Here is a 22,407-nt window from a genome sequence, read left to right as displayed (position 1 = left end):
CGGTCACTCCCCGCCGCGCAGGACGGAGTTGCCCTCGTGCAGGGCCTCCGGGGCGGGGACGTCGAGCTGGAGACGGCCGCTGAGCCCGTAGAAGGCGACGGGGTTGCGCCACAGGACGGTGTCGACGTCGTCCTCGTCGAATCCGGCCGCGAGCATGGCGTCGGCGACCTTGCGGGTCTTGAGGGGGTCGCTGTTGCCCCAGTCGGCCGCCGAGTTGACGAGCACTTTCTCGGTGCCGTGCTCCTTGAGGACGGCGACCATGCGGTCCTCGTCCATCTTGGTGTCCGGGTAGATGGAGAAGCCGAGCCAGCTGCCGCTGTCGGCCGCCTCCTTCACGGTGGTCTCGTTGAGGTGGTCGAGCAGGACGCGGTCCGGGGCGAGGGCCGATTCCCGTACGGCGTCGATGGTGCGGCGCAGCCCGGACAGCTTGTCGCGGTGCGGGGTGTGGACGAGTGCGGGGAGTCCGTGGTCGGCGGCGAGCTGGAGCTGGGTGGCCAGCGCGGTGTCCTCGGCGGGGGTCATCGAGTCGTAGCCGATCTCGCCGACGGCGACGACACCGTCCTTGACGAGATAGCGGGGAAGTTCGTCGAGGACGGGCAGACAGCGGGGGTCGTTGGCCTCTTTCGGGTTGAGAGCGAGGGTGCAGTGGTGGGCGATGCCGTACTGGGCGGCGCGGAACGGCTCCCAGCCGAGGAGGGCGTCGAAGTAGTCGTAGAAGCTGGCCGGCGAGGTGCGGGGCTGGCCGAGCCAGAAGGCGGGTTCGACGAGGGCGCGGACTCCGGCGGCGTACATCGCCCGGTAGTCGTCGGTGGTGCGGGAGGTCATATGGATATGGGGGTCGAAGATGCGCATCAGAACTCCTCGCCGGTCAGGTGTGACGCGTGGTGCAGGTCGGCGGGTACGGGACGGCCGGCGGCGGTGCGTTCGGCCGCGAAGTCGGCGAGCATCCGGGCCAGTTCGCCGTCGCCGCGGGCGCGGCGTGCCAGGCCGGCGACGGTGTCGAGGGGCACCCCGGTGAAGAGGCACTTCAGGACGGCGTGCCGCCAGGCGTGGGCGCCGAGATGGGTGGCGGCGTAGGGGCCGACGGCGGCGGCGATCAGCCGGCTGTCGTGGGTGCGCAGGGCGTCCTCGATCAGTGGCAGGGCGTCCGGTCCGGTGACCCGGTGGGGCAGCGCGAGCAGGACGGCGCGGCGCTCGGCGGCGCTGCCCCGCTGGTAGAGCCGGGTGAGGGTGCCGGTGTCGGCGTCCGCCGCGTCGAGGAGCAGGGTGCGGACGGTGTCGGCGTGGTCCTGGCCGCAGTGCCGGCCGGCGGCGGCGAAGCGCAGCTCCCAGGGCGGGACGGCGCCGCCGGCCGGGTCCGGGGTGCGCGCGTGCGCGTGGGCCTCGGTGAGGGCGGCGTCCAGCCAGGTCGCGGCGGCGGGGTCGAGCAGGCCGCGCAGGGTGTCGCGGGTGGGCGCGGTGGTGGTGTCCTGGGTCATGGTGTCGCTCCCGCCGTGCGGAGGAAGTCCAGGGAGGTGCGGGCGAGTTCGGGGCCGGCGTGCGAGTGCCGGGGCAGCTCGACGACGGTCAGGCCCTGGTAGCCGGTGGCGGCCAGCGCGTCGAGGACGGGCGGGAAGTCGATCTCGCCGTCGCCGAAGGGGAGGTGTTCGTGGACGCCGCGCCGCATGTCCTCGATCTGTACGTGCCGCAGCCAGGGGGCGGCGTCCCGTACGCAGTCGGCGGGCGGCGCGGTCTCCAGGCACTGGCAGTGTCCGATGTCGAGGGTGAGTCCGAGCGGGTCGGGGTCGCCGAGGAGGTGTCTGAGCCGGTGGAAGTCGTCGAGACGGGAGACGAGCTGGCCTGGTTCCGGCTCGAAGGCGAGCGGGATGTCGGCGGCGTCGGCCGCGTCGAGTACGGGGGTGAGGGCCTCTTCGAGCCGTTTCCACGCGGTGTCGGTGTCGGTGCCGGCCGGGACGATACCGCTGAAGCAGTGCACGGCGTGCGCGCCGAGGTCGGCGGCGACCTGTACGGCCGTCACGAGCAGCGCGGTCCGGGCGGCCCGCCCGTCGGGGTCCGGGTCGAGGAGGGAGGGGCCGTGTTTGCGGCGCGGGTCGAGCACATAGCGGGCGCCGGTCTCCACGGTGACGCCGAGGCCCAGCTCCGCCAGCCGCCGGGCGACGCGCTGGGTGCGGGCGGCCAGTTCGGGGGCGAGCGGGTCGAGGTGCATATGGTCGAGGGTGAGCCCGACCCCGTCGTAGCCGAGACCGGCGAGGAGCCCGAGGGCGTCGTCCAGCCGGAGGTCGGTGAGCCCGTTGGTGCCGTATCCGAGTCGCAGGCTCATGTGGGGCTCACTTTCCGTGCGAGGGTGCGCGCCGCCGGTATGAGCCCGATGACGCCGAGCGCGACGCCGACCGCCCCGCCGCGCGCCGCCAGTGCGGCCTGGAGCGGGATCATCGCCCGGATGCCGCCGCCGACGGCGCGCTGGGTGAGGGGCGGGGACGGGTTGAGCGCGGCGTGCAGCAGCGGCCGGCCCGCGGTGCCGGCGTAACCGGCGGCGAGGACCGGGGCCGCCAGCCGTCCGACGGCGGCGAGGCTCCCCCGCGAAGCGGGTACGGGGGTGGCGGGTGCGGCGCCGTGGGCGGGCGCGGGCGCGGCGGTGCGATCGGCCGGGGAGCGCCGGCTCGCCATCGCGCCCAGTACACCGGTGGCGAGCAGTCCGGCCAGCGGCACGGCCGACGAGCCGCCCTGGGCCTCGCGGCGCGAGACGGCGGTGACGGCGACGGTGTGCGCGCCGAGCAGCGCGGCCGACGGCAGCGCCGCGCGGGCGGCGGCCCGGGGAGCGCCCGCTGTGCCCGGCCCGCTCGCCGTGCCCGTCCCGCCCGGCGCCGCTGCCGCCGCCGTGGCCGTCGCGCCCAGGAGGAGATCCAGGGCCCGTGCCGCGCCCATGGCCGCCGGGCCCGCCGGGGTGTGCTTGAGCCAGAGGTCGTAGGACCAGACGGTGGCGGCGAGCGCGGAGCCCACGGCCAGGGACGGCCGGCCGGCGCGGGCGGCCAGGGCCAGCCCGGCCCCGGTCAGGGCGGCCGCCGCCGTCAGCGCGGCGCGCGGGGAGACGCGCCCCGAGGGGATCGGCCGGTGCGGCCGGTCGCGGGCGTCCTCGTCGCGGTCCGCCCAGTCGTTGAGCGCCATCCCCGCCTCGTACAGGCACAGCGACGCGCCCACGGCCAGCGCGGTGGACCGGTTGGGGCGCAGCCCCGCGCCGGCCGCGCCGGCCAGCGCGTCGCCCGGGACGGTGAACAGGGCCGATATTCGCAGGAGTTCGGCCCAGGCGCCGCGGCGCGGGCTCATCCGGTCTCCCGCAGCCGCTCCGCGAAGGCCAGCAGTTCTCCGTACTGTTCGGCGAGCGCGGCGGGTCCGCCGTCCGGGTCCTTGAAGTAGAAGCCGAGTTCGGGCAGGGGGCCGCTCAGCCCGGCCTCGTGGGCGCGGGCCAGCAGCCGGGCCAGATCCAGTACGAGGGGCGCGGCGAGGGCCGAGTCGCAGCCCTGCCAGATGGTCTGGAGGATCATCCGCGAGCCGAGGAAGCCGTCGAAGGCGATGTGGTCCCAGGCGGTCTTCCAGTCACCGAGCGCCGGGACGTCGTCGATATGGACCTCGCCCTCGGGCGCCGTGCCCAGGGTGTCGGTGAGGACGCGCTCCTTGCCCGCGTTCTTGGCCGCCGCCGCGGCCGGGTCGGCCAGCGCCGCTCCGTCCCCGCCGCCCAGCAGGTTCGTGCCCGACCAGGCCCGGACGGCCAGGGCCCGCTGGACGAACATGGGGGCGAGTACGGAACGGAGCAGCGTCTGGCCCGTCTTGCCGTCCCGGCCCGCGTGGGGAAGTCCGCGGGCCTCGGCGGCGGCGGTGAGCGGGCCGGTGCGCAGCCCGGTGGAGGGGGTGAAGTTGACGTACGGGCAGCCTGCCCGGACGGCGGCGGCCGCGTACAGCGAACTGGCGGGCAGCCGAAGCGCGTCGGGGCCGGGGGCCGGTTCGGTGGAGGAGACGTTGACCACCACGGTGCGCGCGACCCCGGTGCGGCGGGTGAAGTCGGTGAGGTCGTCGGCGAAGGAGGCGATGATCTCCTCGTCGCTCCGGGTGTCGCCCGGCTGCGGTCCGCCGGGCCGGATCTCCCGGTCGGCGGCGTCGAGTTCGGCGTGCAGCGCGGCGGGCAGCCCGTGGGGCAGCACTCCGGCCGCGGTCAGCTCCTCGGCGCGCTTGGGCAGCGGGCAGCTCGCGGTGTCGTGGCCGCCGAAGACGAGGGAGGAGAGTGCGGGCAGTCCCGACTCCGCGAAGGGCGGGGTCTCGGTGACCATGCCCGTCGGGGGATGGAGTCCGGCGGTCACCGCCGCGCATCCCGCGACGGCGGTGGTGGCGACGGAGCCGCGCGCCCCGACGAACCAGACTCCGGTGCGGTGGGTGGGCTGTTCGCCTCTCGGCGTCGGGGTGGTGGGCACGGGGGGCCTCCCTGGCGGTACGTGCGGGTGCGAGTGCGGGTTCGGGTGCGGTCCGGATGCGGGGTCCGGTGCGGGTGCGGATGGCCTACGGGTGGTGCGGATGGCGCACGGGTGGGTGCGGGTGCGTACGCGTGGGGGCGGAAACGTACGCGTGGGGGCGGATACGTACGGGTGGGTGGTGACGGCGGGCGGGGAGTACGGCGCCTCCCCGCCCGCCGCCGGCCTAGGAGGAGGGCAGTTCCTTGATCTGGATGTCGCGGAACGACACGCGGTCGCCGGCTCCGTGGTTCTGGAGGCCGATGTGTCCGCTGGTCAGGCTGCGCGCCGGATCGGTGTTGGTGAAGTCGTTGATCTTCACACCGTTGAGGAAGATCCGCAGCCGTTCGCCCTGGACCTTGATCTCATAGCTGTTCCACTGGCCGGGCGGGCGCAGCGCCCGGTCCCGGGCCTTGATGTCGGCCGACTTGAAGCCGTAGACGGCGCCGGTGGTGCGGTCGGGTGTGTCGGTGGCGTCGATCTGCACCTCGTACCCGTTGTTCACCGCGGACCAGGGGTCGTCGGAGGGCGGGAAGCCCACGAACACACCGGAGTTGTCGTCGCCCTCCATCTTCCAGTCCAGCTTGAGGGAGTACGAACCGAACTCCTTGGCCTGGTACCAGAGCAGCCCCATGCCGCCCTCGGTGCGCAGTTCACCGTCGACGATGTTGAACTTGCCGGGGCCCGCCTGCTTCCAGCCCTCCAGCGTCTTCCCGTTGAACAGCGGCCGGTAGTCGGTCTTCGGCTTGCAGTCGGCCTTCACCTGGCCGGCCGCGTACCGCAGTCCGCCGAGCAGATGCTGCCGGAAGGCGGGTTCGGTGTAGGACTCCTTGGTGTGGCCGAGGCCGGTGTAGAAGGAGCGCCCGCCCTGGTAGGTCTGGCACCAGGCGATCGGGTGGTCGCCCTTCATCGTGCCGCCCCGGTAGCTGGTCTCGTCGAGGGTGGCGAGAACCCGTACCCGGTCGCGGGGGTTGGTGCGGTAGTTGTACCACTCGTCGACGCGCTGCCACTCGTCGGAGAGGTGCGCGGTGGCGGGGTGGGTCTTGTCCTCGACACGGATCGTGGCGCTCTGGTTCGCCGGGTGGGACTGGAAGTAGGCGCCGACCAGGCCGCCGTAGAACGGCCAGTCGTACTCGGTGTCGGCCGCCGCGTGCACGCCCATGTAGCCGCCGCCGGAGGCGATATAGCCCTCGAACGCCTTCTGCTGGGTCGCGTCGAGGACGTCTCCGGTGGTGGAGAGGAAGACCACCGCGTCGTACCGGGCCAGGTTGCTGGTGGTGAACTGGGCGGCCGTCTCGGTGGCGTCGACGGTGATGCCGGTGGTCTTGCCGACCTCCTTGAGCGCCGCGATGCCCTCGGGGATGGCGTCGTGGCGGAAGCCGGCGGTCTTCGAGAAGACGAGGACGCGCTTGTCGTTCTTGCCGGGGGCCTTCGTGGTGATCTCGAAGTCGTCGATGTCGAAGAGCGCTCCGGAGCCGCCCTTGAAGACCAGGAAGAGTTCGGTGGTCTTCTTCGGTACGGACCTCAGCGGTACGTCGATGTCCTGGAAGGTCTCCCAGCCGCCGGTGACGGGCACGGGCGAGGAGCCGAGCAGGGGGCCGCTCGCCGAGCCGGTGCGTACTTCGAGGAAGCCGCCGGCGCCGCCGGAGGAGATCCGGGCGGTGAGTGTCTTCGAGCCGGTGAGGTTGTACGGCTTGAAGGAGATCCAGTCGCCGTTGTCGATGTCGCCGACGGTCTTGCCGCCGTTGGCCGCGGCCTTCTCGTAGACCGTGATGCCGTGGGAGTTGTTGAAGTGCTCGGCCTGCCGGTGGCGCGGCTGGAGCTGGATCTGCGCGCGGCCGGTGAGCGGGGCCTGGCCGCCGCCTCCGCCGTCGGTGTACTCGGCGTCGATCACCCCGAAGATATTGGCGTTGGGGTCGTGTTCGGTGTCGGCGGGCGCGGTGATCGTGCCTTCGCAGCCGTTGGTGGAGGTGATGGGGTGGCCGTGGTTGTCGTGGCCGAGGATGTAGCGGACGATCACCTTGGCGCAGTCGATCCGGCCGTCCTCCGGGTCGGTGACCTTCACCTTGAAGGGGATGGTGTCACCGAAGTTGAACAGCGTCCCGTCGGCGGGGAGTTCGAGTTTCACGGTGGGCGCGGTGTTGCCGACGACCACGCGCGCCGACGCCGTACCGGTCCGGCCGCCGGGGTCGGTCACCGTGAGGCGGGCGGTGTAGGTGCCGTTGGTGCGGTACTTGTACGTGGGGTTGGCCTCGGTGGAGGTGCCGCCGTCGCCGAAGTCCCAGGCGTAGGTGAGCGGGTCGCCGTCGGGGTCGTGGGTGCCGGCCGAGGAGAAGGTCACCTTGAGGGGCGCCTTGCCGGAGGTCTTGTCGGCGGTGACGGCGGCGATGGGTGATCTGCCGCCGGTCACGTTCTCGATGCGGTAGAGCGCGGAGTGTTCGTCGCCGCCGAACCAGGACAGACCGTAGTCGAGGACGTAGAGCGCGCCGTCGGGGCCGAACTCCATGTCCATGACCTGGGTGCCGCTCCAGGGGAACGGGTTGATCCCGTTCACCGTGCCGTCGTCGTCGTGCTCGATGCGCTTGATCCACTGGCGGCCGAACTCGCCCGCGAAGAAGTCGCCGTCGTACGCCTCGGGGAACTTCACCGGGGAGTCGAGGTCGGCGTCGTAGCGGTAGACCGGGCCCGCCATGGGCGACTCGGAGCCGTTGCCGAACTCGGGCACACTGCCGCCGTCGTAGTCGATCCAGGCCGGCTGGGCGGGCGGCAGGTCGACGAGTCCGGTGTTGTGCGGCGAGTTGTTCTTGGGGGCCGCGCAGTCGAAGGCGGCGCCGGACGCCTTGGTGGCGAAGTCGTAGGCGATGTACGGCTCGTTCTTGCCGACGCAGTACGGCCAGCCGAAGTTGCCGGCCTCGGTGATCCGGGCGAACTCGACCATGCCGGACGGGCCCCTGGTCGGGGAGGCGGCGCCCGCGTCGGGGCCGTAGTCACCGACGTACACCACACCGGTCTTCTGGTCGACGGAGATCCGGAACGGGTTGCGGAACCCCATCGCGTAGATCTCGGGCCGGGTCTTCGCGGTGCCGGGGGCGAAGAGGTTGCCCTCCGGGACGGTGTACGAGCCGTCGTCGGCGACCTTGATGCGCAGGACCTTGCCGCGCAGGTCGTTGGTGTTGCCGGAGCTGCGCTGGGCGTCGAAGGCGGGGTTGCGGTCGGGCCGTACGTCGATCGGTGTGTAGCCGTCGGAGGCGAACGGGTTGGTGTCGTCGCCGGTCGAGAGGTAGAGGTTGCCGTCCGCGTCGAAGGCGATGTCGCCGCCGACGTGGCAGCAGGTGCCGCGGGTGGCCGCGACGTCGAGCACCTTCTTCTCGCTGGCGGTGTTCAGGGTGCCGTCCGCGTTCAGGGTGAAGCGGGAGAGCCGGTTGTATCCGTCGAACGGGGCGAAGTCGGCGGCGGTGCCGTTGTCGGGGGCGTCGCCCGCCGGGGTGTTGAGCTTGGGCGCGTAGTAGAGGTAGATGGCCCGGTTCTCGGCGAAGCCGGGGTCCACACCGACGCCCTGGAGGCCCTCCTCGTCGTGGCTGTAGACATCCAGCCGGCCCGCGACCGTGGTGTCACCGCCTGCGTCGGTGATCCGCAGTGTGCCGTCCCGCGAGGTGTGCAGCACCCGCCGGTCCGGCAGGACGGCGAGCGACATGGGCTCGCCGACCTCGTCGGCGCCCTTGGCGAGGGTCACCTGCTGGAAGCTCTCCGCCGAGGCGCTGTCCGCGGCGGTGGGTCCGGGGTCGGCGGCGGTGGCGGGGACGGCGGCGAGGCTCGATCCGGCGAGCAGGGCGCTCGTCAGAAGGGCGAGGAGAGTTGCGGCTCTTGGGCGTTTCTTGTGCACGAAAGTCCTCCACGGATGGGCTGTTCGTACGTACGGGTTGCCGAGCGCGGTCCGACGCGCTCACACCACCGACGTGCGCCGTCACGCCGTGGTCACTGGTACCGATCGTTCCTGCGCGTACACGTTTGTCCTGTACAGATCAACGCTTCCCCATGGACGGTAGCCGCGTTTGTCCCGGGCCGAAAGCCCTTGCGCACCGGTTAAGTTGTGCTTTCTCCCGGCCCAGGACAAAGAAGGCGTTACTCCCCGCCCCCGAAAGCCGCGTCGAAGGACGCCGCCGGCGGGTCGAAGTCGAAGCGCTTCAGATGGGCCAGCGCCTCCGGGGCACCGGTCAGCCGGTCCATGCCGGCGTCCTCCCACTCGACCGAGATCGGCCCCTCGTACGCGATCGACCGCAGCATCCGGAACACGTCCTCCCACGGCACCTCGCCGTGCCCGCCCGAGACGAAGTCCCAGCCGCGCCGCGGGTCGCCCCACGGCAGATGGCTGCCGAGGCGGCCGTTGCGGCCGTCGAGGCGCTTGCGGGCCTCCTTGCAGTCGACGTGGTAGATCCGGTCCCGGAAGTCGTAGAGGAAGCCCACCGGATCGAGGTCCTGCCACACGAAGTGGCTCGGGTCGAAGTTCAGCCCGAACGCGGGCCGGTGGTCCAGCGCCTCCAGTGCGCGCTGGGTGGTCCAGTAGTCGTACGCGATCTCGCTCGGGTGCACCTCGTGGGCGAAGCGCACACCCTCGGCGTCGAAGACGTCGAGGATCGGGTTCCAGCGCTCCGCGAAGTCCTCGTACCCCCGGTCGATCATGCCCGGCGGCACCGGCGGGAACATCGCGACCAGATGCCAGATGGACGAGCCGGTGAAACCGACGACGGTGTCCACCCCGAAGGCGGCGGCGGCCCGCGCGGTGTCCTTGATCTCGGCGGCGGCGCGCTGTCTGACGCCCTCCGCCTCCCCGTCGCCCCAGATCCTGCCGGGCAGGATGCCCCGGTGGCGCTCGTCGATGGGGTTGTCGCAGACCGCCTGGCCCACCAAGTGGTTCGAGATCGCCCAGCACTTGAGGCCGTACTTGTCGAGCAGCTGGTGGCGCCCCTCCAGATACGCCGGGTCGGCGAGCGCCTTGTCGACCTCGAAGTGGTCGCCCCAGCAGGCGAGTTCCAGCCCGTCGTAACCGAAGTCACGGGCGAGCCGGCACACCTCCTCCAGGGGCAGATCGGCCCACTGGCCGGTGAAGAGGGTGAACGGGCGTGGCATACGGTTCTCCTCCTGCTCGTGGTGTGCGGACGCTACGCGCGGGGCGCGTCCGGCGGCGGTACGGGCGTGTACACGGCGTTCTTCGCGGCACTCTCCTCCACGGCGGCCAGCACCCGCTGGACCTGGAGCCCGTCGGCGAAGGACGGCGCCGGATCGGCCCCGGCCGCGACCGCCAGCACCAGATCGCGCGCCTGGTGGACGAAGGTGTGCTCGTAACCGAGCCCGTGGCCCGGCGGCCACCACGCCTCCAGATAGGGATGCTCGGGCTCGGTGACCAGGATCCGGCGGAAACCGGCCGTGGCCGCGGGCTCGGAGTGGTCGTGGAACGACAGCTCGTTGAGCCGCTCCAGATCGAAGGCGAGCGAACCGCGCTCGCCGTTGATCTCCAGCCGCAGCGCGTTCTTGCGGCCGGCCGCCATCCGTGTCGCCTCGAAGGAGGCGAGCGCGCCCGAGGCGAGCCGCCCGGTGAACACCGCCGCGTCGTCCACGGTCACCGGCCCGTACGCGCTGCCCGCCGCCCCCGACAGACCGGCGCGCGCGCCGCTGAGGACCGGCCGCTCCCGTACGAAGGTCTCCGAGAGCGCGGAGACCCCGGCGATCGGCTCCCCCGCCAGGAACTGCGCGAGGTCGACGATATGCGCCCCCAGATCCCCCAGCGCCCCCGATCCGGCGCGCTCGCGGTCGAGCCGCCAGGTCAGCGGGGCCTCCGGGTCGGCCAGCCAGTCCTGGAGATAGGTGACCCGGACATGGCGCAGGGCGCCCAGCCGGCCCGCCTCGATGAGCTTGCGCGCGTACGAGACGGCCGGTACGCGACGGTAGTTGAAGCCCACCATCGCCAGCTGGCCCCGGGTACGGGCCGCCTCCGCGGCCCGTACCATCGCCTCCGCCTCGGCCACCGAGTTGGCGAGCGGCTTCTCGCACAGCACGTGCTTGCCCGCCTCCAGGGCGGCGATGGCGATCTCCGCGTGGCTGTCCCCCGGTGTGCAGACGTCGACCACCTGTACATCGTCCCGCTCGATCAGGCGCCGCCAGTCGGTCTCGGCGGCGGCCCAGCCGTGTTTCGCCGCCGCCGCCTCCACCGCCGACCGGTCACGGCCGCAGACCGCGGCGAGTACGGGCCGCATCGGCAGGTCGAAGACATGTCCGGCGGTACGCCACCCCTGGGAGTGGGCGGCGCCCATGAACGCGTATCCGACCATGCCGATACCGAGAGCCGGCGGTGGGGCGGCCTTCCGGTCCGGCGCTTCCGTGGGACTGGGGGTCATCCGGATAACTCCTCGTCATCTCGCACAGTGGGGACGGCCCGGCCGTGGGGCCGGTCGGTGCCGGTCAGCGGAAACCGGTCGGGAGGTACTGGTCGACGTTGTCCTTGTCGACGACGGCGGAGTAGAGCGTCACCGAGGCCGGGATCTCCAGCTCGGCCAGTCCGCTGACACCCTTGGTCTGGCCGAGGAAGCGCGCCAGGTCGATGGCGGAGGCGGCCATCGTCGGCGGGTACAGGACGGTCGCCTTGAGCACGCTGTTGTCGGCCTTGATGGCGTCCATCGCGGACTTGGCACCCGCGCCGCCGACCATCAGGAAGTCGTCGCGGCCGGCCTGCTGGATGGCGCGCAGCGCGCCGACGCCCTGGTCGTCGTCGTGGTTCCAGAGCGCGTCGAAGGAGGACTGCGCCTGGAGCAGCTGGGCCATCTTGGCCTGGCCTGACTCGACGGTGAAGTCGGCGGCCTGACGGGCGACCTTCTTGATGTTCGGGTAGTTCTTCAGGGCGTCGTCGAAGCCCTTGGTGCGCTGCTGGGTCAGCTCCAGGCCGTCGATCCCGGCCAGCTCGATGACCTTGGCGTCCTTCTTGTCCTTGAGCCGCTGGCCGATGTAGTTGCCGGCGCTGACGCCCATGCCGTAGTTGTCGCCGCCGATGTAGGCGCGGTACGCCTGCGGGTTGGAGAAGATCCGGTCGAGGTTGATGACCGGGATACCGGCGCGCATGGCCTTGAGGCCGACCTGGGTGAGCGCCTTGCCGTCGGCCGGCAGGATCACCAGGACGTCGACCTTCTTGTTGATCAGCGTCTCGACCTGGCCGATCTGCGCGGCGATGTCGTTGGAGCCCTCGGTGATGTCCAGCGTCACCTCGGAGTACTTCTTCGCCCGTGCCTTCGCCTGCTCGTTGATCGCGTTCAGCCAGCCGTGGTCGGCCTGGGGGCCGGCGAAGCCGATGGTGATGGCCTTGCCCGGCTTGTCGCCGTCGGTGGCCGGCTCGTTGTTGGCGGAGGTCTCCGCGGCGGCGGGTTCGTTGCTGGTGCAGGCGGTGAGGAAGGCTCCGGCCGAGAGGGCGGCGGTGCCGAAGAGGAGTCTTCTGCGGCTGGTTTCAGGCATGACGGGTCAACCCTTCAAGTAGGGCGGGGGGTGCGGGTGCGGGGCCGGACGGAGTGTCAGACCTCGCCGTTGCGCAGCGTGCGGCGCTGGACCAGTACGGCGGCGACGATGATGGCGCCCTTGGCGATCTGCTGGACATCGCTCTGGAGGTTGTTCAGAGCGAAGATGTTGGTGATGGTGGTGAAGACGAGGACGCCGAGGACGGAGCCGACGATCGTGCCGCGGCCACCGCTGAGCAGGGTGCCGCCGATGATCGCCGCCGCGATGGCGTCCAGTTCGTACAGGTTGCCGTTGGTGTTCTGGCCGGAGCCCGCCAGGATGATCAGCAGGAAGGCCGCGATACCGCAGCAGAGCCCGGAGAACAGGTAGAGGTAGAGCCGCTGCCGGCGGACATCGATACCGGCGAGCCGGGCGGCCTCCGGGTTGCCGCCGACGGCGACGGTGCGGCGGCCGAAGGTCGTACGGTTCAGGATCAGCCAGCCGATGACCGTGACGGCCGCGAAGACCAGTACGAGCGGCGGGATCCCGAGCACGTACGAGTCGGGGACCCCGAGGTCGAGCACCGACTGGACCTCGACGATCTGGGTCTTGCCGTCGGTGATCATGAGCGCGAGACCGCGGGCCGAGGCGAGCATGGCGAGGGTCGCGATGAACGGCACCATCCCGCCGTACGCGATGAGCGTCCCGTTCACCAGCCCGCAGCCGAGCCCCACCAGGACGGCGGTGAAGAGAATGCCGGCGAAGCCGAACTCCTGGGTGGCCAGTGTGGTCGCCCACACCGAGGAGAGGGCCACGATCGCGCCGACCGAGAGGTCGATGCCACCGCTGGTGATGACGAAGGTCATACCGACCGTGACCACACCGATGACCGACGCCTGGGTCAGCACGAGCTGGAGGTTGTTGGTGTCGAGGAACTGATCCGGCTTGGTGATGCCGCCGACCACGATCAGCGCGGCGAGCACCCCCAGCAGGGAGAGGTTGCGGACGTCGAGCCGCAGCCCGAGGGCGCGCGGGCCGCCGCTCGGCCGGCCGGACGTACCGGACGGGCCGGCCGCGGCGGGGGCCGCGGGTGCGGTGGACACGGACTCGGCGGGCGGTGCGGCCGGTTCGGACGAGGCGGCCGAGCCGGGCCCGCCCCGCCGCTCCTCGGAGGCAGGCGGTTTCATGGCGTCGGGCTCCCTTCCATCACAAGATCGAGTACGCGGTGCTCGTCCAGCTCGTGGGCGGGCGCCCGGTGGACCACCCGGCCCTCGCGCAGAACCAGCACCCGGTCGGCGAGGCCCAGCACTTCGGGGACCTCGCTGGAGACGAGCAGAACGGCGAGCCCCTCGTCGGCCAGCCGTCGGATGACGGCGTACAGCTCGGCGCGGGCGCCCACATCGACCCCGCGCGTCGGTTCGTCGAGCAGCAGCACCCGGCAGCCGCGCAGCAGCCAGCGGGCGAGTACGGCCTTCTGCTGATTGCCGCCGGAGAGGGTACGGATCCGGGCGTCCGGGTTGTCCGGGCGCAGCGAGAGTTCCCTGGTCGCGGCCTGGGCGGCGGTCCGTTCGGCCGTACGGTCGAGCCAGCCCGCGCGGGCGAAGCGCGGCAGCGACGACACGGACACATTGCGGGTGACCGATTCGAGCATCAGCAGCCCCTGGGCCTTGCGCTCCTCGGGGGCGAGCCCGAGGCCGGCGCGCACGGCGGCGCGCACACTGCCGGGCCGCAGCGGGACACCGTCGACGAGGACCCGGCCCGCGGTGGCTTTGCGCGCGCCGTACACCGTCTCCAGGATCTCGGAGCGGCCGGAGCCCACGAGCCCGGCCAGACCGACGATCTCGCCGGGCCGCAGTTCGAGGTCGACAGGGGCGAACTCCCCTTCCCTGGCGAGCCCTTCGACCCGCAGGACGGGTTCGGGGCGCGCGTCGCCGGGGGCCGGCGGGGCGGGCCGCTCGGGGAAGACGTACTCGACGTTCCGGCCGGTCATCAGCGCGACGACCTCGCGGGTCGGGGTCTCCTTCGCGGGCAGCGCGACGGCCACGGTGCGGCCGTCCTTGATGACGGTGACCCGGTCGCCGATGCGCCGGATCTCCTCCAGCCGGTGCGAGATGTAGATGACGGCCACCCCGTCGGCGGTGAGGGTGGCGACCGTACGGAAGAGGTTGTCGACCTCGTCGGGGTCGAGGGCCGCGGACGGCTCGTCCATCACGATGAGCCGTACGTCGTGGGAGAGCGCGCGGGCCATGGAGACGATCTGCTGCTGGGCCGCGGAGAGCGAGCCGACGAGCTGATGGGCCAGGATCTCGGAGTGGCCGAGCCGGGCCAGCAGCGCGGTGGCCGCGGTTCTGGCCTCCCGGCCCCTGACGACGAATCCGGCGGTGGTCGGTTCATGGCCGAGGAAGACGTTCTCCGCCACCGACAGCCCCTCGACCAGGTCGAGTTCCTGGTAGATGGTGGCGATGCCGAGCCGCATGGCGGCGATGGGCGATTTCAGTGTGACGTGCTCGCCCTGCCAGGTGATCACACCGTCGTCGGGCTGGTGTGCCCCGGCGAGAACCTTGATGAGTGTGGACTTCCCGGCGCCGTTCTGGCCGAGCAGACAGTGGACCTCGCCCGCCTCGACCTCCAGGTCCACACCGTCGAGGGCGCGGACTCCGGGGAAGGTCTTGGTGATGCCGGACATGGTGAGCAGTGGGGTGCGGGGTGGTACGGGTGGAGCGGGTGGTGCGGGTGCCATGGCGTATCCCCTCGGCGGACGCGGCCGGTGAGCGAGCAGGGCGAACAGGGCGAAATGGAGGCAGGGCAGGCGGACAGGAGGCAGGGCGGGCAGAGGCAGGACAGAGCTGTCGTACGGGGGCGGCTCGGTGCGGATGGCGGCTCGTGCGGCTCGTACGGGTCCGGGGCGCGGCACTTGTGGTGCGGCGCGTGCGGGTACTGCGGCTCGTGCGGAGGTGCTGGTGTGCCGGTGTTTCGGTGTGACGTTGGTTCAGACGGTTCAGGTGTGCGGGTACTGAGTGTGTCGCGGTGTCACTGTGCTGCTGTGGCGCGGTGTTTCAGTGGTGCGGTGTTTCCGTGGCGCGGTGTTGCTGTGTATCGCTGTGTATCGCTGTGTTGGTGCGGGTGGTACGCCGTCGGCCCTCAGGCCGGCGAGAACAGGTGGTCGCTGATGAGCCGGGCCGCGCCAGTGACTCCGGCGGTCTGCCCCAACTCGCCCAGGACGATGGGCAGATTGCCGGTGGCCAGCGGCAGGGACTGCCGGTAGACCTGGGTCCGTACGCTGGCCAGCAGGGTGTGGCCGAGGCCGGTCACCCCGCCGCCGATCACGACGAGCCCGGGATTGAAGAAGCTGACGAGTCCGGCGATGACCTGGCCGACCCGGTTCCCGCCCGCCCGGATGAGTTCGAGCGCGGCGGGGTCGCCGGCCGCCGCGGCGGCGGCGACATCCACGGCGGTCAGCCGCCCCGAGGCCGCCAGCAGCGCGGCCAGTTCGGGCGAGCGGCCGTCGCGGGCCGCGTCCTCGGCGTCCCGGGCGAGCGCGGCGCCGCTGAAGTACGCCTCCAGGCAGCCCTTGTTGCCGCAGGCGCAGGGCCGGCCGTCCGACTCGACCTGGATATGGCCGATGTCGCCCGCGCTGCCGGTGGTGCCCCGGTACACATCGCCGCCGACGACGATGCCGCAGCCGATACCCGTACCGATCTTGACGCAGATGAAGTCGCCCACGGAGCGGGCGACGCCCGCGTGCTGCTCCCCCATCGCCATCAGGTTCACGTCGTTGTCGACCATGACCGGGCAGCCCAGCTCCTGGCTGAGGGCCTCCCGTACGGGGAAGCCGTCCCAGCCGGGCATGATCGGCGGGGCGACCGGGACTCCCTCGGGGAAGCGGACCGGGCCGGGGACACCGATGCCCGCTCCGTCGAACTCCTCGGCGAGACCGGAGACTTTGAGCTTCGCCGCCAGTGCGAGCACCTGCTCGAAGACGGCGACGGGGCCTTCCCGGACATCCATCGGGTGGTTGAGGTGACCGAGCACCTCCAGCTCCGCGTTGGTGACGGCCACATCGATGGAGGTGGCGCCGATGTCCACCCCGAGGAAGCGCATGGCCGGTGCGAGCCGGATGTTGTGGGAGCGCCGGCCGCCGCGCGAGGCGGCGAGTCCGTCGGCGACCACCAGGCCGGTCTCCAGCAGCCGGTCCACCTCGACGGCCAGCTTCGAGCGCGAGAGATCCACCTGATCGCCCAGCTGCGCACGGGAGTTGGGACCTCCGTCGCGCAACAGCCGGAGCAGTCGCGCCTGGTGCGCGTTCGCGGGTCGTGCCGTCATACGTCTCACGCGCCCCTCCCGCCTTCTCGGCCGCTTCGCCGTCGCTCTTCCGTGGTGCTTTTGAGGGAACGTAGCAGCGCTTGCCCGCAGTGGGAAGAAGTTGCGCAGGAATCTGTCATAACTTTCTCCACACCGAGGACAAAGAAAAGGCCGTCACGCGTCGCACGCGTGACGGCCGGGCGGAAAAACGGTTCGGGCGGCGGGCCCGCCGGCCCTCAGGGACAGCGGATGACCTGGCCCTCAGGGACAGCGCGGGACCCTCAGGGGCAGCGGATGACCTGGCCGCCGTACGAGAGGTTGCCGCCGAAGCCGAAGAGGAGCACCGGGGCGCCGGCCGGGATCTCCCGGCGCTCGACGAGTTTGGACAGCGCCATCGGGATGGACGCGGCGGAGGTGTTGCCGGAGTCCACCACATCGCGGGCGATCACGGCGTTGACCGCGCCGATCTTCTGCGCGACGGGCTCGATGATCCGCAGATTGGCCTGGTGCAGCACCACCCCGCCCAGCTCCTCGGGGGTGACCCCGGCCCGCTCGCAGACCTTGCGGGCGATGGGCGGCAGCTGAGTGGTGGCCCAGCGGTAGACCGACTGCCCCTCCTGCGCGAACAGCGGCGGGGTGCCCTCGATCCGTACCGCGTGCCCCATCTCGGGCACCGAGCCCCAGAGCACCGGGCCGATGCCCGGCTCCTCGCCCGGTCCCGTCGCCACGACGACCGCCGCGCCCGCGCCGTCACCGAGCAGCACGCAGGTCGTACGGTCCGTCCAGTCGGCGATCTCCGTCATCTTGTCGGCGCCGATGACCAGGACCCGGGAGGCGGATCCGGCCCGTACGGCGTGGTCCGCGGTGGCGAGGGCGTGGGTGAAGCCCGCGCACACGACGTTGAGGTCCATCACCGCGGGCGCGCCCATACCGAGCCGGGCCGCGACCCGGGCCGCCATGTTGGGCGAGCGGTTGATCGCGGTGGAGGTGGCGACCAGCACCATATCGATCTCGCCGGGCGTCAGACCGGCCGCGGCGATCGCCTTGGCCCCGGCGTGCGCCGCCAGCTCGTCCACCGGCTCGTCCGGGCCCGCGACATGCCGGGTCTTGATACCCACCCGGCTGCTGATCCATTCGTCGCTGGTGTCCACCATCGTGGCCAGCTCATGGTTCGTGAGCACCTTGGCGGGCTGATAGTGCCCGAGCGCGGCGATACGAGTGCCGGTCATGCCCGGGACCCCCTCTGTTCGACGTCAGGAATGCTCCAGTCTCGTCAGCGACTCACCGGTAGGGGTGCGGGTGAACCAACAGGATTCACCCGCTCCGTTTGGAGACTCCACATCATCGGGTGAAAAGCTGAGCCGCCTTGAGGACCAACTCATAGACACCGTACGCGAGCGGAACGCCCACCCAAAGCCAGGCGAAGGCGATCAGACCGGTCCGCCGGGGCTCAGGCGGGGCGGCCGGTGTCGCTGAGGAGCTGGTCATCGGGGGTCTCCTTCGGTTCCGGGACATGGTGACGAGGATGGACAGGGCGTACCAGCTCATTGGCGACAAAGCCGACAACGAGCAGTCCGATCATGATGGTGAACGAGAGACCGTACAGCCCCGCGCCGCTCTTTCCCGCCGCCTCCTGGCTGTCGGCGACCTTGTTGACGATGAGCGGACCGAGCACCCCGGCGGTCGACCAGGCCGTGAGCAGCCGGCCGTGGATCGCTCCGACCTGGTAGGTGCCGAAGAGATCCTTGAGATACGCGGGGATGGTGGCGAAGCCGCCGCCGTAGAAGGAGAGGATCACCAGCGCGCAGCAGACGAAGAGCGGCTTCGAGGCGTCGCCGAACTGCGCGATCAGCAGATACATCACGGCGCCGACGCCCAGATAGACCCGGTAGATGTTCTTGCGGCCGATCAGGTCCGAGGTGGAGGACCAGCCGATCCGGCCGGCCATATTGGCGGCGGAGAGCAGCGCGACGAACCCGGCGGCGGCCGAGACGGAGACGGGCGTGGAGGTCCGGGCGAAGAAGTCCGTGATCATCGGGGCGGCCTTCTCCAGGATGCCGATGCCCGCGGAGACGTTCATGCACAGCACGACCCACAGGCACCAGAACTGCGGGGTACGCACGGCCGACCTGGCGGAGACCTGCGGGGTACGGACCTCCGCCGCGACGGGTGCGGCGGCGGGCTCGGCCTCGACGGGCGCCACGGGCTGCCGGTAGCCGGGCGGCGGAACCCGGACCAGGAACACACCGAGGCCCATGAACACCGCGTACACCAGCCCGTGCGTCAGGAACGCGAGCGCGATGCCCCGGCTGTCCGAGCCGTACGACTCCAGCATCTGCGCGGACCACGGCGAGGCGATGAGCGCACCGCCGCCGAAGCCCATGATCGCGATCCCGGTGGCCATCCCCGGCCGGTCGGGGAACCACTTGATCAGCGTGGACACGGGCGAGATATAGCCGATGCCCAGCCCGATCCCGCCGACGAAGCCGTAGCCGAGGACGATCAGCCAGTACTGCTCGGTGGCGGCACCGAGCGCGGCTATCAGGAAGCCGGACGAGAAGCAGCACAGCGCGACGGTCATCGCCCAGCGCGGCCCGTTCCGCTCCACGAGGGTGCCGCCGAACGCGGCCGACAGCCCGAGCATGACGATGCCGAGCTGGAAGGGGAGCGCGCTCTGGGTCCCGGAGAGGCCGAGCGCGGATTCGAGTGGGGGTTTGAAGACGCTCCAGGCATAAGCCTGGCCGATCGAGAGGTGCACCGACAACGCGGCCGGCGGCACCAGCCAGCGGCTCCAGCCGGCGGGGGCGAGAGGTGGGGTCATGGTCGCGAACTCTAGGAACCGGTTTCCCCGTTGGGAAGATCTCCGACGTGGATCAGTACCGGGACCCTGTCCGACAGAAATCGATATATCGCGTCGTGGGCGCCGAAGGGGTCGGCGCCCACGACGCGTGAGCGAAATCCACCGGACAGAGGATCAGCCGTTCCGTGCGCTCCGCGTGAGCCGCTTCCCGTACGCGTACCGCCGCCAGGGCGTACAGAGGAAACTCCCTGCCCCGAGGATGAGGGAGCTGATCGCCAGCACCCAGCAGGCGGGGCTGGCCGCGTCCTGCCACAGCAGATTCCACCAGCGTGGCTGGTTCATCGTGTCCCAGCCGAGATAGGTCAGCGGAAAGACGGTGGCCAGGGGAAGAATCCAGGCGAGCAGCCAGCCGAAGAGCCGCCCGGAGAGTATGGCGAGACCGGTCCAGACGAGCTGGGCCCGGACCAGTGTCGTCGCGCTCTCCGCCGTGCCGGAGACCAGCTCGATACCGCCGGACAGCAGGACGGCGAGTGCGGTGACCGCCATGAGATGTCTGGCCCTGAACCGTCTCAACCGGTCGGTCGCCGCCGCTTCAAGGGATTGCATCCCGCTGTGGAGACTGCCGACAGCCAGGGCCGCGGAAGCCACGGCGAGGAGCATCCGCAGATGGACGGTGGAGTCCGCCGCGGCGGCCGCGACGGGCACAGCGACCGCCTGCGAACCGAAGACCGCCTGGCAGGCCGCCAGCGCCGCCAGTCCGCCCATCAGGATGTACGGGCGGTGCAGCCGCAGATATCTCACGACCGGACCTGCTGGGTCACGCCCATGGACGACTCGCGGACGGCGACCACGGGACGGCTCCTGGGGCCGGGGCAGGTTCGTCGCCTCCGCGACGGAACCCTTGCCTGCTCCGGGATCTTCACTCCGAGACACAACGCGTCTCCCTGACTACCTTGTACCGGGCGGCCGCCCACGCCACCTGCTCGGCCTCGGGCCGGGTGACCAGCACGCGGATGGCGTTCTGGTCGACACCCGGAGGGCCTCCGTGGATGCCTGCGGGTTGCCCGCCGCCGGCGATCCGCACGGTGAGCCACGAGACCAGTTCAAACTGAGCCTTCAACCGGCGGTCGTTGGCCGCTTCATCGACCGGATCGCAGTAGGGCGGAGAAGACGCTTCGTTGATGTGAATCGCCATGGAAGTCGCCGCGTCCCAGGTCTGGCCCTCGAAGATGGAGAAACCGTGGCCCCTGTCGAGCGGACCGCCCCGCACTCCGTCCTCGTAGAACACGGCAGGGGACTTGATCAGCCCGGGCGGCAGTGCGGCGATCCGTGCCGACATCGCCTCAAGCTCGGGTGCGTACTTCTGGTGTTCCGGCCAGACGCAGATCCGCGGCTCGCCTTGGGTGCAGAGCGGATCGGCGGGCACCTCGCGCTGTGCCCTCACAGGGCCGGCCGTGACGAACAGAACGACGGCGATGGCCACGAGCCCGACCCCGGAAAGCCCGGCCGGCGGTAGCCCTGGCCATCCGGGACGGCCCGACGCCGAGCGCAGGTGTGAACCGATGCCGGCCGCGAGCGCGACAAGACCGATGCCGAGCAGGAGCCGCGCCGTCAGGGGCAGAGCGGAGACCACGGTGTGCGGATATCCGGACAATACGGCGAGTCCGATGCCGGATGCCCCTGTGCCCGGCGCGAACCCGAAGGCCCCGAGAAACACCAGGCACCCGAGGGCACAGATCACCGGTGCGGCGAACAACGACTTGGTCGTACGCCCCAGAAGGTGACCCATACCGGCACACATGGTGATCAGCGCCAGCCCCAGCAGAATGTAGCCGGGCCACCAGAATTCCGGCCCACCCTCCGGAACGGTTACACCTGCCGCAGTCAGGACCCCGAGCGCGTAGGCGAGCACGCCGTAGGTGAGCGTCGCCAACAACGGGGCGAGCTCGATCTGCCACGACGACTTCGCGGCAGCGGCCAGCTGTTCCGCGACGCCGCTGCGCCAACGTGACGCGGCTGACCAGGCCGCCGCTCCCGCGAGAGCGGGCCCCAGATAGAAGGCCGGAATCTGGGCGGCGGCGCTCGCCTCGGGCCAGACACCGATCCAATGGCGACTGCGACCGAACAGGACGAGCAGATCGACGGCGACGAACGCGGGCAGAGCCCATCGCAAGGGCGAGCGACGTACTTCGGTGCGGTAGATCCACCACATCAGACGGCCGCCGCCCGCCCGGCTTGACCGAGCACCGCCATATAGCCCCGTTCGAGAGGGCTGTCACCAAAGCTGTCGGCGGCCGCCCGTCCAGCGAGGTCGGCGGGCGTACCACGGAAAACGAAGCCGCCATCTGTCAGCACGGCCACGTCGTCGCACAGCGCGGCGACATCCTCGACGAGATGGGTACTCAGCACTACGGCCACATCCCGCAACGACCTTATGAGTGAACGGAATTCGAGTCGCTGAGCCGGGTCGAGCCCCACAGTGGGCTCATCGAGCAGAAGCAGCCTGGGAGCGCCGACGATCGCGGAGGCGATCCCGGCCCGGCGGACCATCCCGCCGGACAGCGACTTCATTCTGGCCTTGGCCCGGTCGGCCAGGTCCACTTTCTCCAGGGCCAGCCGGGTCGCCCCGTCCGCCTCGCGTTCAGGGACATCACGCAGCCAGGCGCAGTAGCGGACGAAATCGTAAACCGAGTAGGACGGGAAGAACGTGAAGTCCTGGGGAAGATATCCGATATTCCTGCGCGCACGCCGGACGGACGCCTCGGAGAGGACCTCTTCCCCGCAGATCTCGAGGCTTCCGCCGCGCGGAGGTGTCACGGTGGCCAGCGTGCGAAACAGCGTTGTTTTCCCCGCCCCATTGGGGCCGAGCAGCCCGAATACGCCAACACCCAGTACCAGATCCATCCCACGTATGACCTGCCGGTTCCCGTACCCCTGAACCAGACCCGTCACTTGAACAAGTGGCTCCATCGCTCACTTTCTTCCGAATAAGAAGGAAATGCGCCCCTGACACTCAGAGGCACATACCGGGTTGCCGTTCAAACCCTCACGGATCAAGCGAAATGCGGCTGCATTGACGTGCACTGCAAGAACCATGCAGGAGCATACTGCCCTCGCCGACTGCCCCGCCCCCTTCGCATAAGCCTCGATCCACCGATTGGAAGCGATTACCGATTGGCCCGTTTCACCCGTAATTTCCTCTGTTTTCGGGCAGCAGGTCCGATATCCAGCAGACGCCGGCGGCGACCCCAGCCCGAGTACGGCAGCCTGGGGAGGGGCGGGGGGGAACCCGGTGCGTGGGGGTTCCTGCGGGCTGGGTGCCGGAATACT

The 22,407-nt window shown here is 70.9% G+C and carries 18 protein-coding genes; all 18 read right to left on the bottom strand.

What is annotated here, in order from left to right; all coding sequences use genetic code 11:
* Positions 1–3: 3 nt before the first annotated feature.
* The 18 genes from DVK44_RS30060 to DVK44_RS29980 all read right to left on the bottom strand — a co-directional run bounded on the left by DVK44_RS30060 (position 4) and on the right by DVK44_RS29980 (position 21,981).
* The gene (locus DVK44_RS30060; RefSeq protein ID WP_114663776.1) at positions 4–852 is read right to left on the bottom strand and encodes a TatD family hydrolase; all 849 of its coding nucleotides are present in this window, start codon (positions 850–852) and stop codon (positions 4–6) included.
* Positions 852–1,478: an EboA domain-containing protein gene (locus tag DVK44_RS30055; RefSeq protein WP_114663775.1), complete on the bottom strand. Its 627-nt coding sequence runs from the start codon at positions 1,476–1,478 to the stop codon at positions 852–854. Before DVK44_RS30055 ends, DVK44_RS30060 begins: the two co-directional genes overlap by 1 nt.
* On the bottom strand, positions 1,475–2,320 hold the full coding sequence (locus tag DVK44_RS30050; RefSeq protein WP_114663774.1) for a sugar phosphate isomerase/epimerase family protein: 846 nt from the start codon (positions 2,318–2,320) through the stop codon (positions 1,475–1,477). Before DVK44_RS30050 ends, DVK44_RS30055 begins: the two co-directional genes overlap by 4 nt.
* A complete protein-coding gene (locus DVK44_RS30045; protein ID WP_114663773.1) occupies positions 2,317–3,324 on the bottom strand; it encodes an SCO3242 family prenyltransferase in 1,008 nt (335 codons plus the stop codon). Before DVK44_RS30045 ends, DVK44_RS30050 begins: the two co-directional genes overlap by 4 nt.
* Positions 3,321–4,463 carry an inositol-3-phosphate synthase gene (locus tag DVK44_RS30040; protein ID WP_228447427.1) on the bottom strand — a complete coding sequence of 381 codons (1,143 nt, stop codon included), beginning with the start codon at positions 4,461–4,463 and terminating at the stop codon, positions 3,321–3,323. Before DVK44_RS30040 ends, DVK44_RS30045 begins: the two co-directional genes overlap by 4 nt.
* A gap of 223 nt (positions 4,464–4,686) precedes the next feature.
* On the bottom strand, positions 4,687–8,382 hold the full coding sequence (locus DVK44_RS30035) for a ThuA domain-containing protein (protein WP_114663771.1): 3,696 nt from the start codon (positions 8,380–8,382) through the stop codon (positions 4,687–4,689).
* Between the two features lie 239 nt (positions 8,383–8,621).
* Entirely contained in the window at positions 8,622–9,626 is a 1,005-nt protein-coding gene (locus DVK44_RS30030; protein ID WP_114663770.1) for a sugar phosphate isomerase/epimerase family protein, read from the bottom strand.
* 32 nt (positions 9,627–9,658) lie between these two features.
* Positions 9,659–10,825, bottom strand: a complete 1,167-nt coding sequence (locus tag DVK44_RS30025) for a Gfo/Idh/MocA family protein (RefSeq protein WP_114665534.1) — start codon at positions 10,823–10,825, stop codon at positions 9,659–9,661.
* Positions 10,826–10,955: 130 nt separating this feature from the next.
* Positions 10,956–11,996: a substrate-binding domain-containing protein gene (locus DVK44_RS30020; RefSeq protein WP_114663769.1), complete on the bottom strand. Its 1,041-nt coding sequence runs from the start codon at positions 11,994–11,996 to the stop codon at positions 10,956–10,958.
* A gap of 56 nt (positions 11,997–12,052) precedes the next feature.
* Entirely contained in the window at positions 12,053–13,162 is a 1,110-nt protein-coding gene (locus tag DVK44_RS30015; RefSeq protein ID WP_228447425.1) for an ABC transporter permease, read from the bottom strand.
* A complete protein-coding gene (locus tag DVK44_RS30010) occupies positions 13,159–14,715 on the bottom strand; it encodes a sugar ABC transporter ATP-binding protein (RefSeq protein WP_114663768.1) in 1,557 nt (518 codons plus the stop codon). Before DVK44_RS30010 ends, DVK44_RS30015 begins: the two co-directional genes overlap by 4 nt.
* Positions 14,716–15,116: 401 nt before the next feature.
* The gene (locus DVK44_RS30005) at positions 15,117–16,298 is read right to left on the bottom strand and encodes an ROK family transcriptional regulator (RefSeq protein ID WP_114663767.1); all 1,182 of its coding nucleotides are present in this window, start codon (positions 16,296–16,298) and stop codon (positions 15,117–15,119) included.
* A 260-nt stretch (positions 16,299–16,558) separates the two neighbouring features.
* Complete coding sequence (locus tag DVK44_RS30000; RefSeq protein WP_114663766.1) at positions 16,559–17,506, bottom strand: beta-ketoacyl-ACP synthase III; 948 nt, start codon at positions 17,504–17,506, stop codon at positions 16,559–16,561.
* Positions 17,507–17,618: 112 nt separating this feature from the next.
* Positions 17,619–17,765 carry an MFS transporter small subunit gene (locus DVK44_RS38040; RefSeq protein WP_456243362.1) on the bottom strand — a complete coding sequence of 49 codons (147 nt, stop codon included), beginning with the start codon at positions 17,763–17,765 and terminating at the stop codon, positions 17,619–17,621.
* Positions 17,728–19,098: an OFA family MFS transporter gene (locus DVK44_RS29995; RefSeq protein WP_114663765.1), complete on the bottom strand. Its 1,371-nt coding sequence runs from the start codon at positions 19,096–19,098 to the stop codon at positions 17,728–17,730. The genes DVK44_RS38040 and DVK44_RS29995 overlap by 38 nt, the downstream gene beginning before the upstream one ends.
* Positions 19,099–19,251: 153 nt before the next feature.
* Positions 19,252–19,878 (bottom strand): hypothetical protein, encoded by a 627-nt coding sequence (locus tag DVK44_RS29990; RefSeq protein WP_114663764.1) that lies wholly within the window; start codon positions 19,876–19,878, stop codon positions 19,252–19,254.
* 118 nt (positions 19,879–19,996) lie between these two features.
* Positions 19,997–21,289, bottom strand: coding sequence for an ABC transporter permease (locus DVK44_RS29985; protein WP_114663763.1), 1,293 nt, complete (start codon positions 21,287–21,289; stop codon positions 19,997–19,999).
* Positions 21,289–21,981 (bottom strand): ATP-binding cassette domain-containing protein, encoded by a 693-nt coding sequence (locus DVK44_RS29980; protein WP_228447424.1) that lies wholly within the window; start codon positions 21,979–21,981, stop codon positions 21,289–21,291. Before DVK44_RS29980 ends, DVK44_RS29985 begins: the two co-directional genes overlap by 1 nt.
* Positions 21,982–22,407: the final 426 nt, after the last annotated feature.

Origin of the sequence: Streptomyces paludis, from assembly GCF_003344965.1 — a bacterium.
Classification (GTDB): domain Bacteria; phylum Actinomycetota; class Actinomycetes; order Streptomycetales; family Streptomycetaceae; genus Streptomyces; species Streptomyces paludis.
The sequence above is the reverse complement of the archived record's forward strand: the minus strand, read 5'-3'. Positions and strand labels throughout refer to the sequence as shown.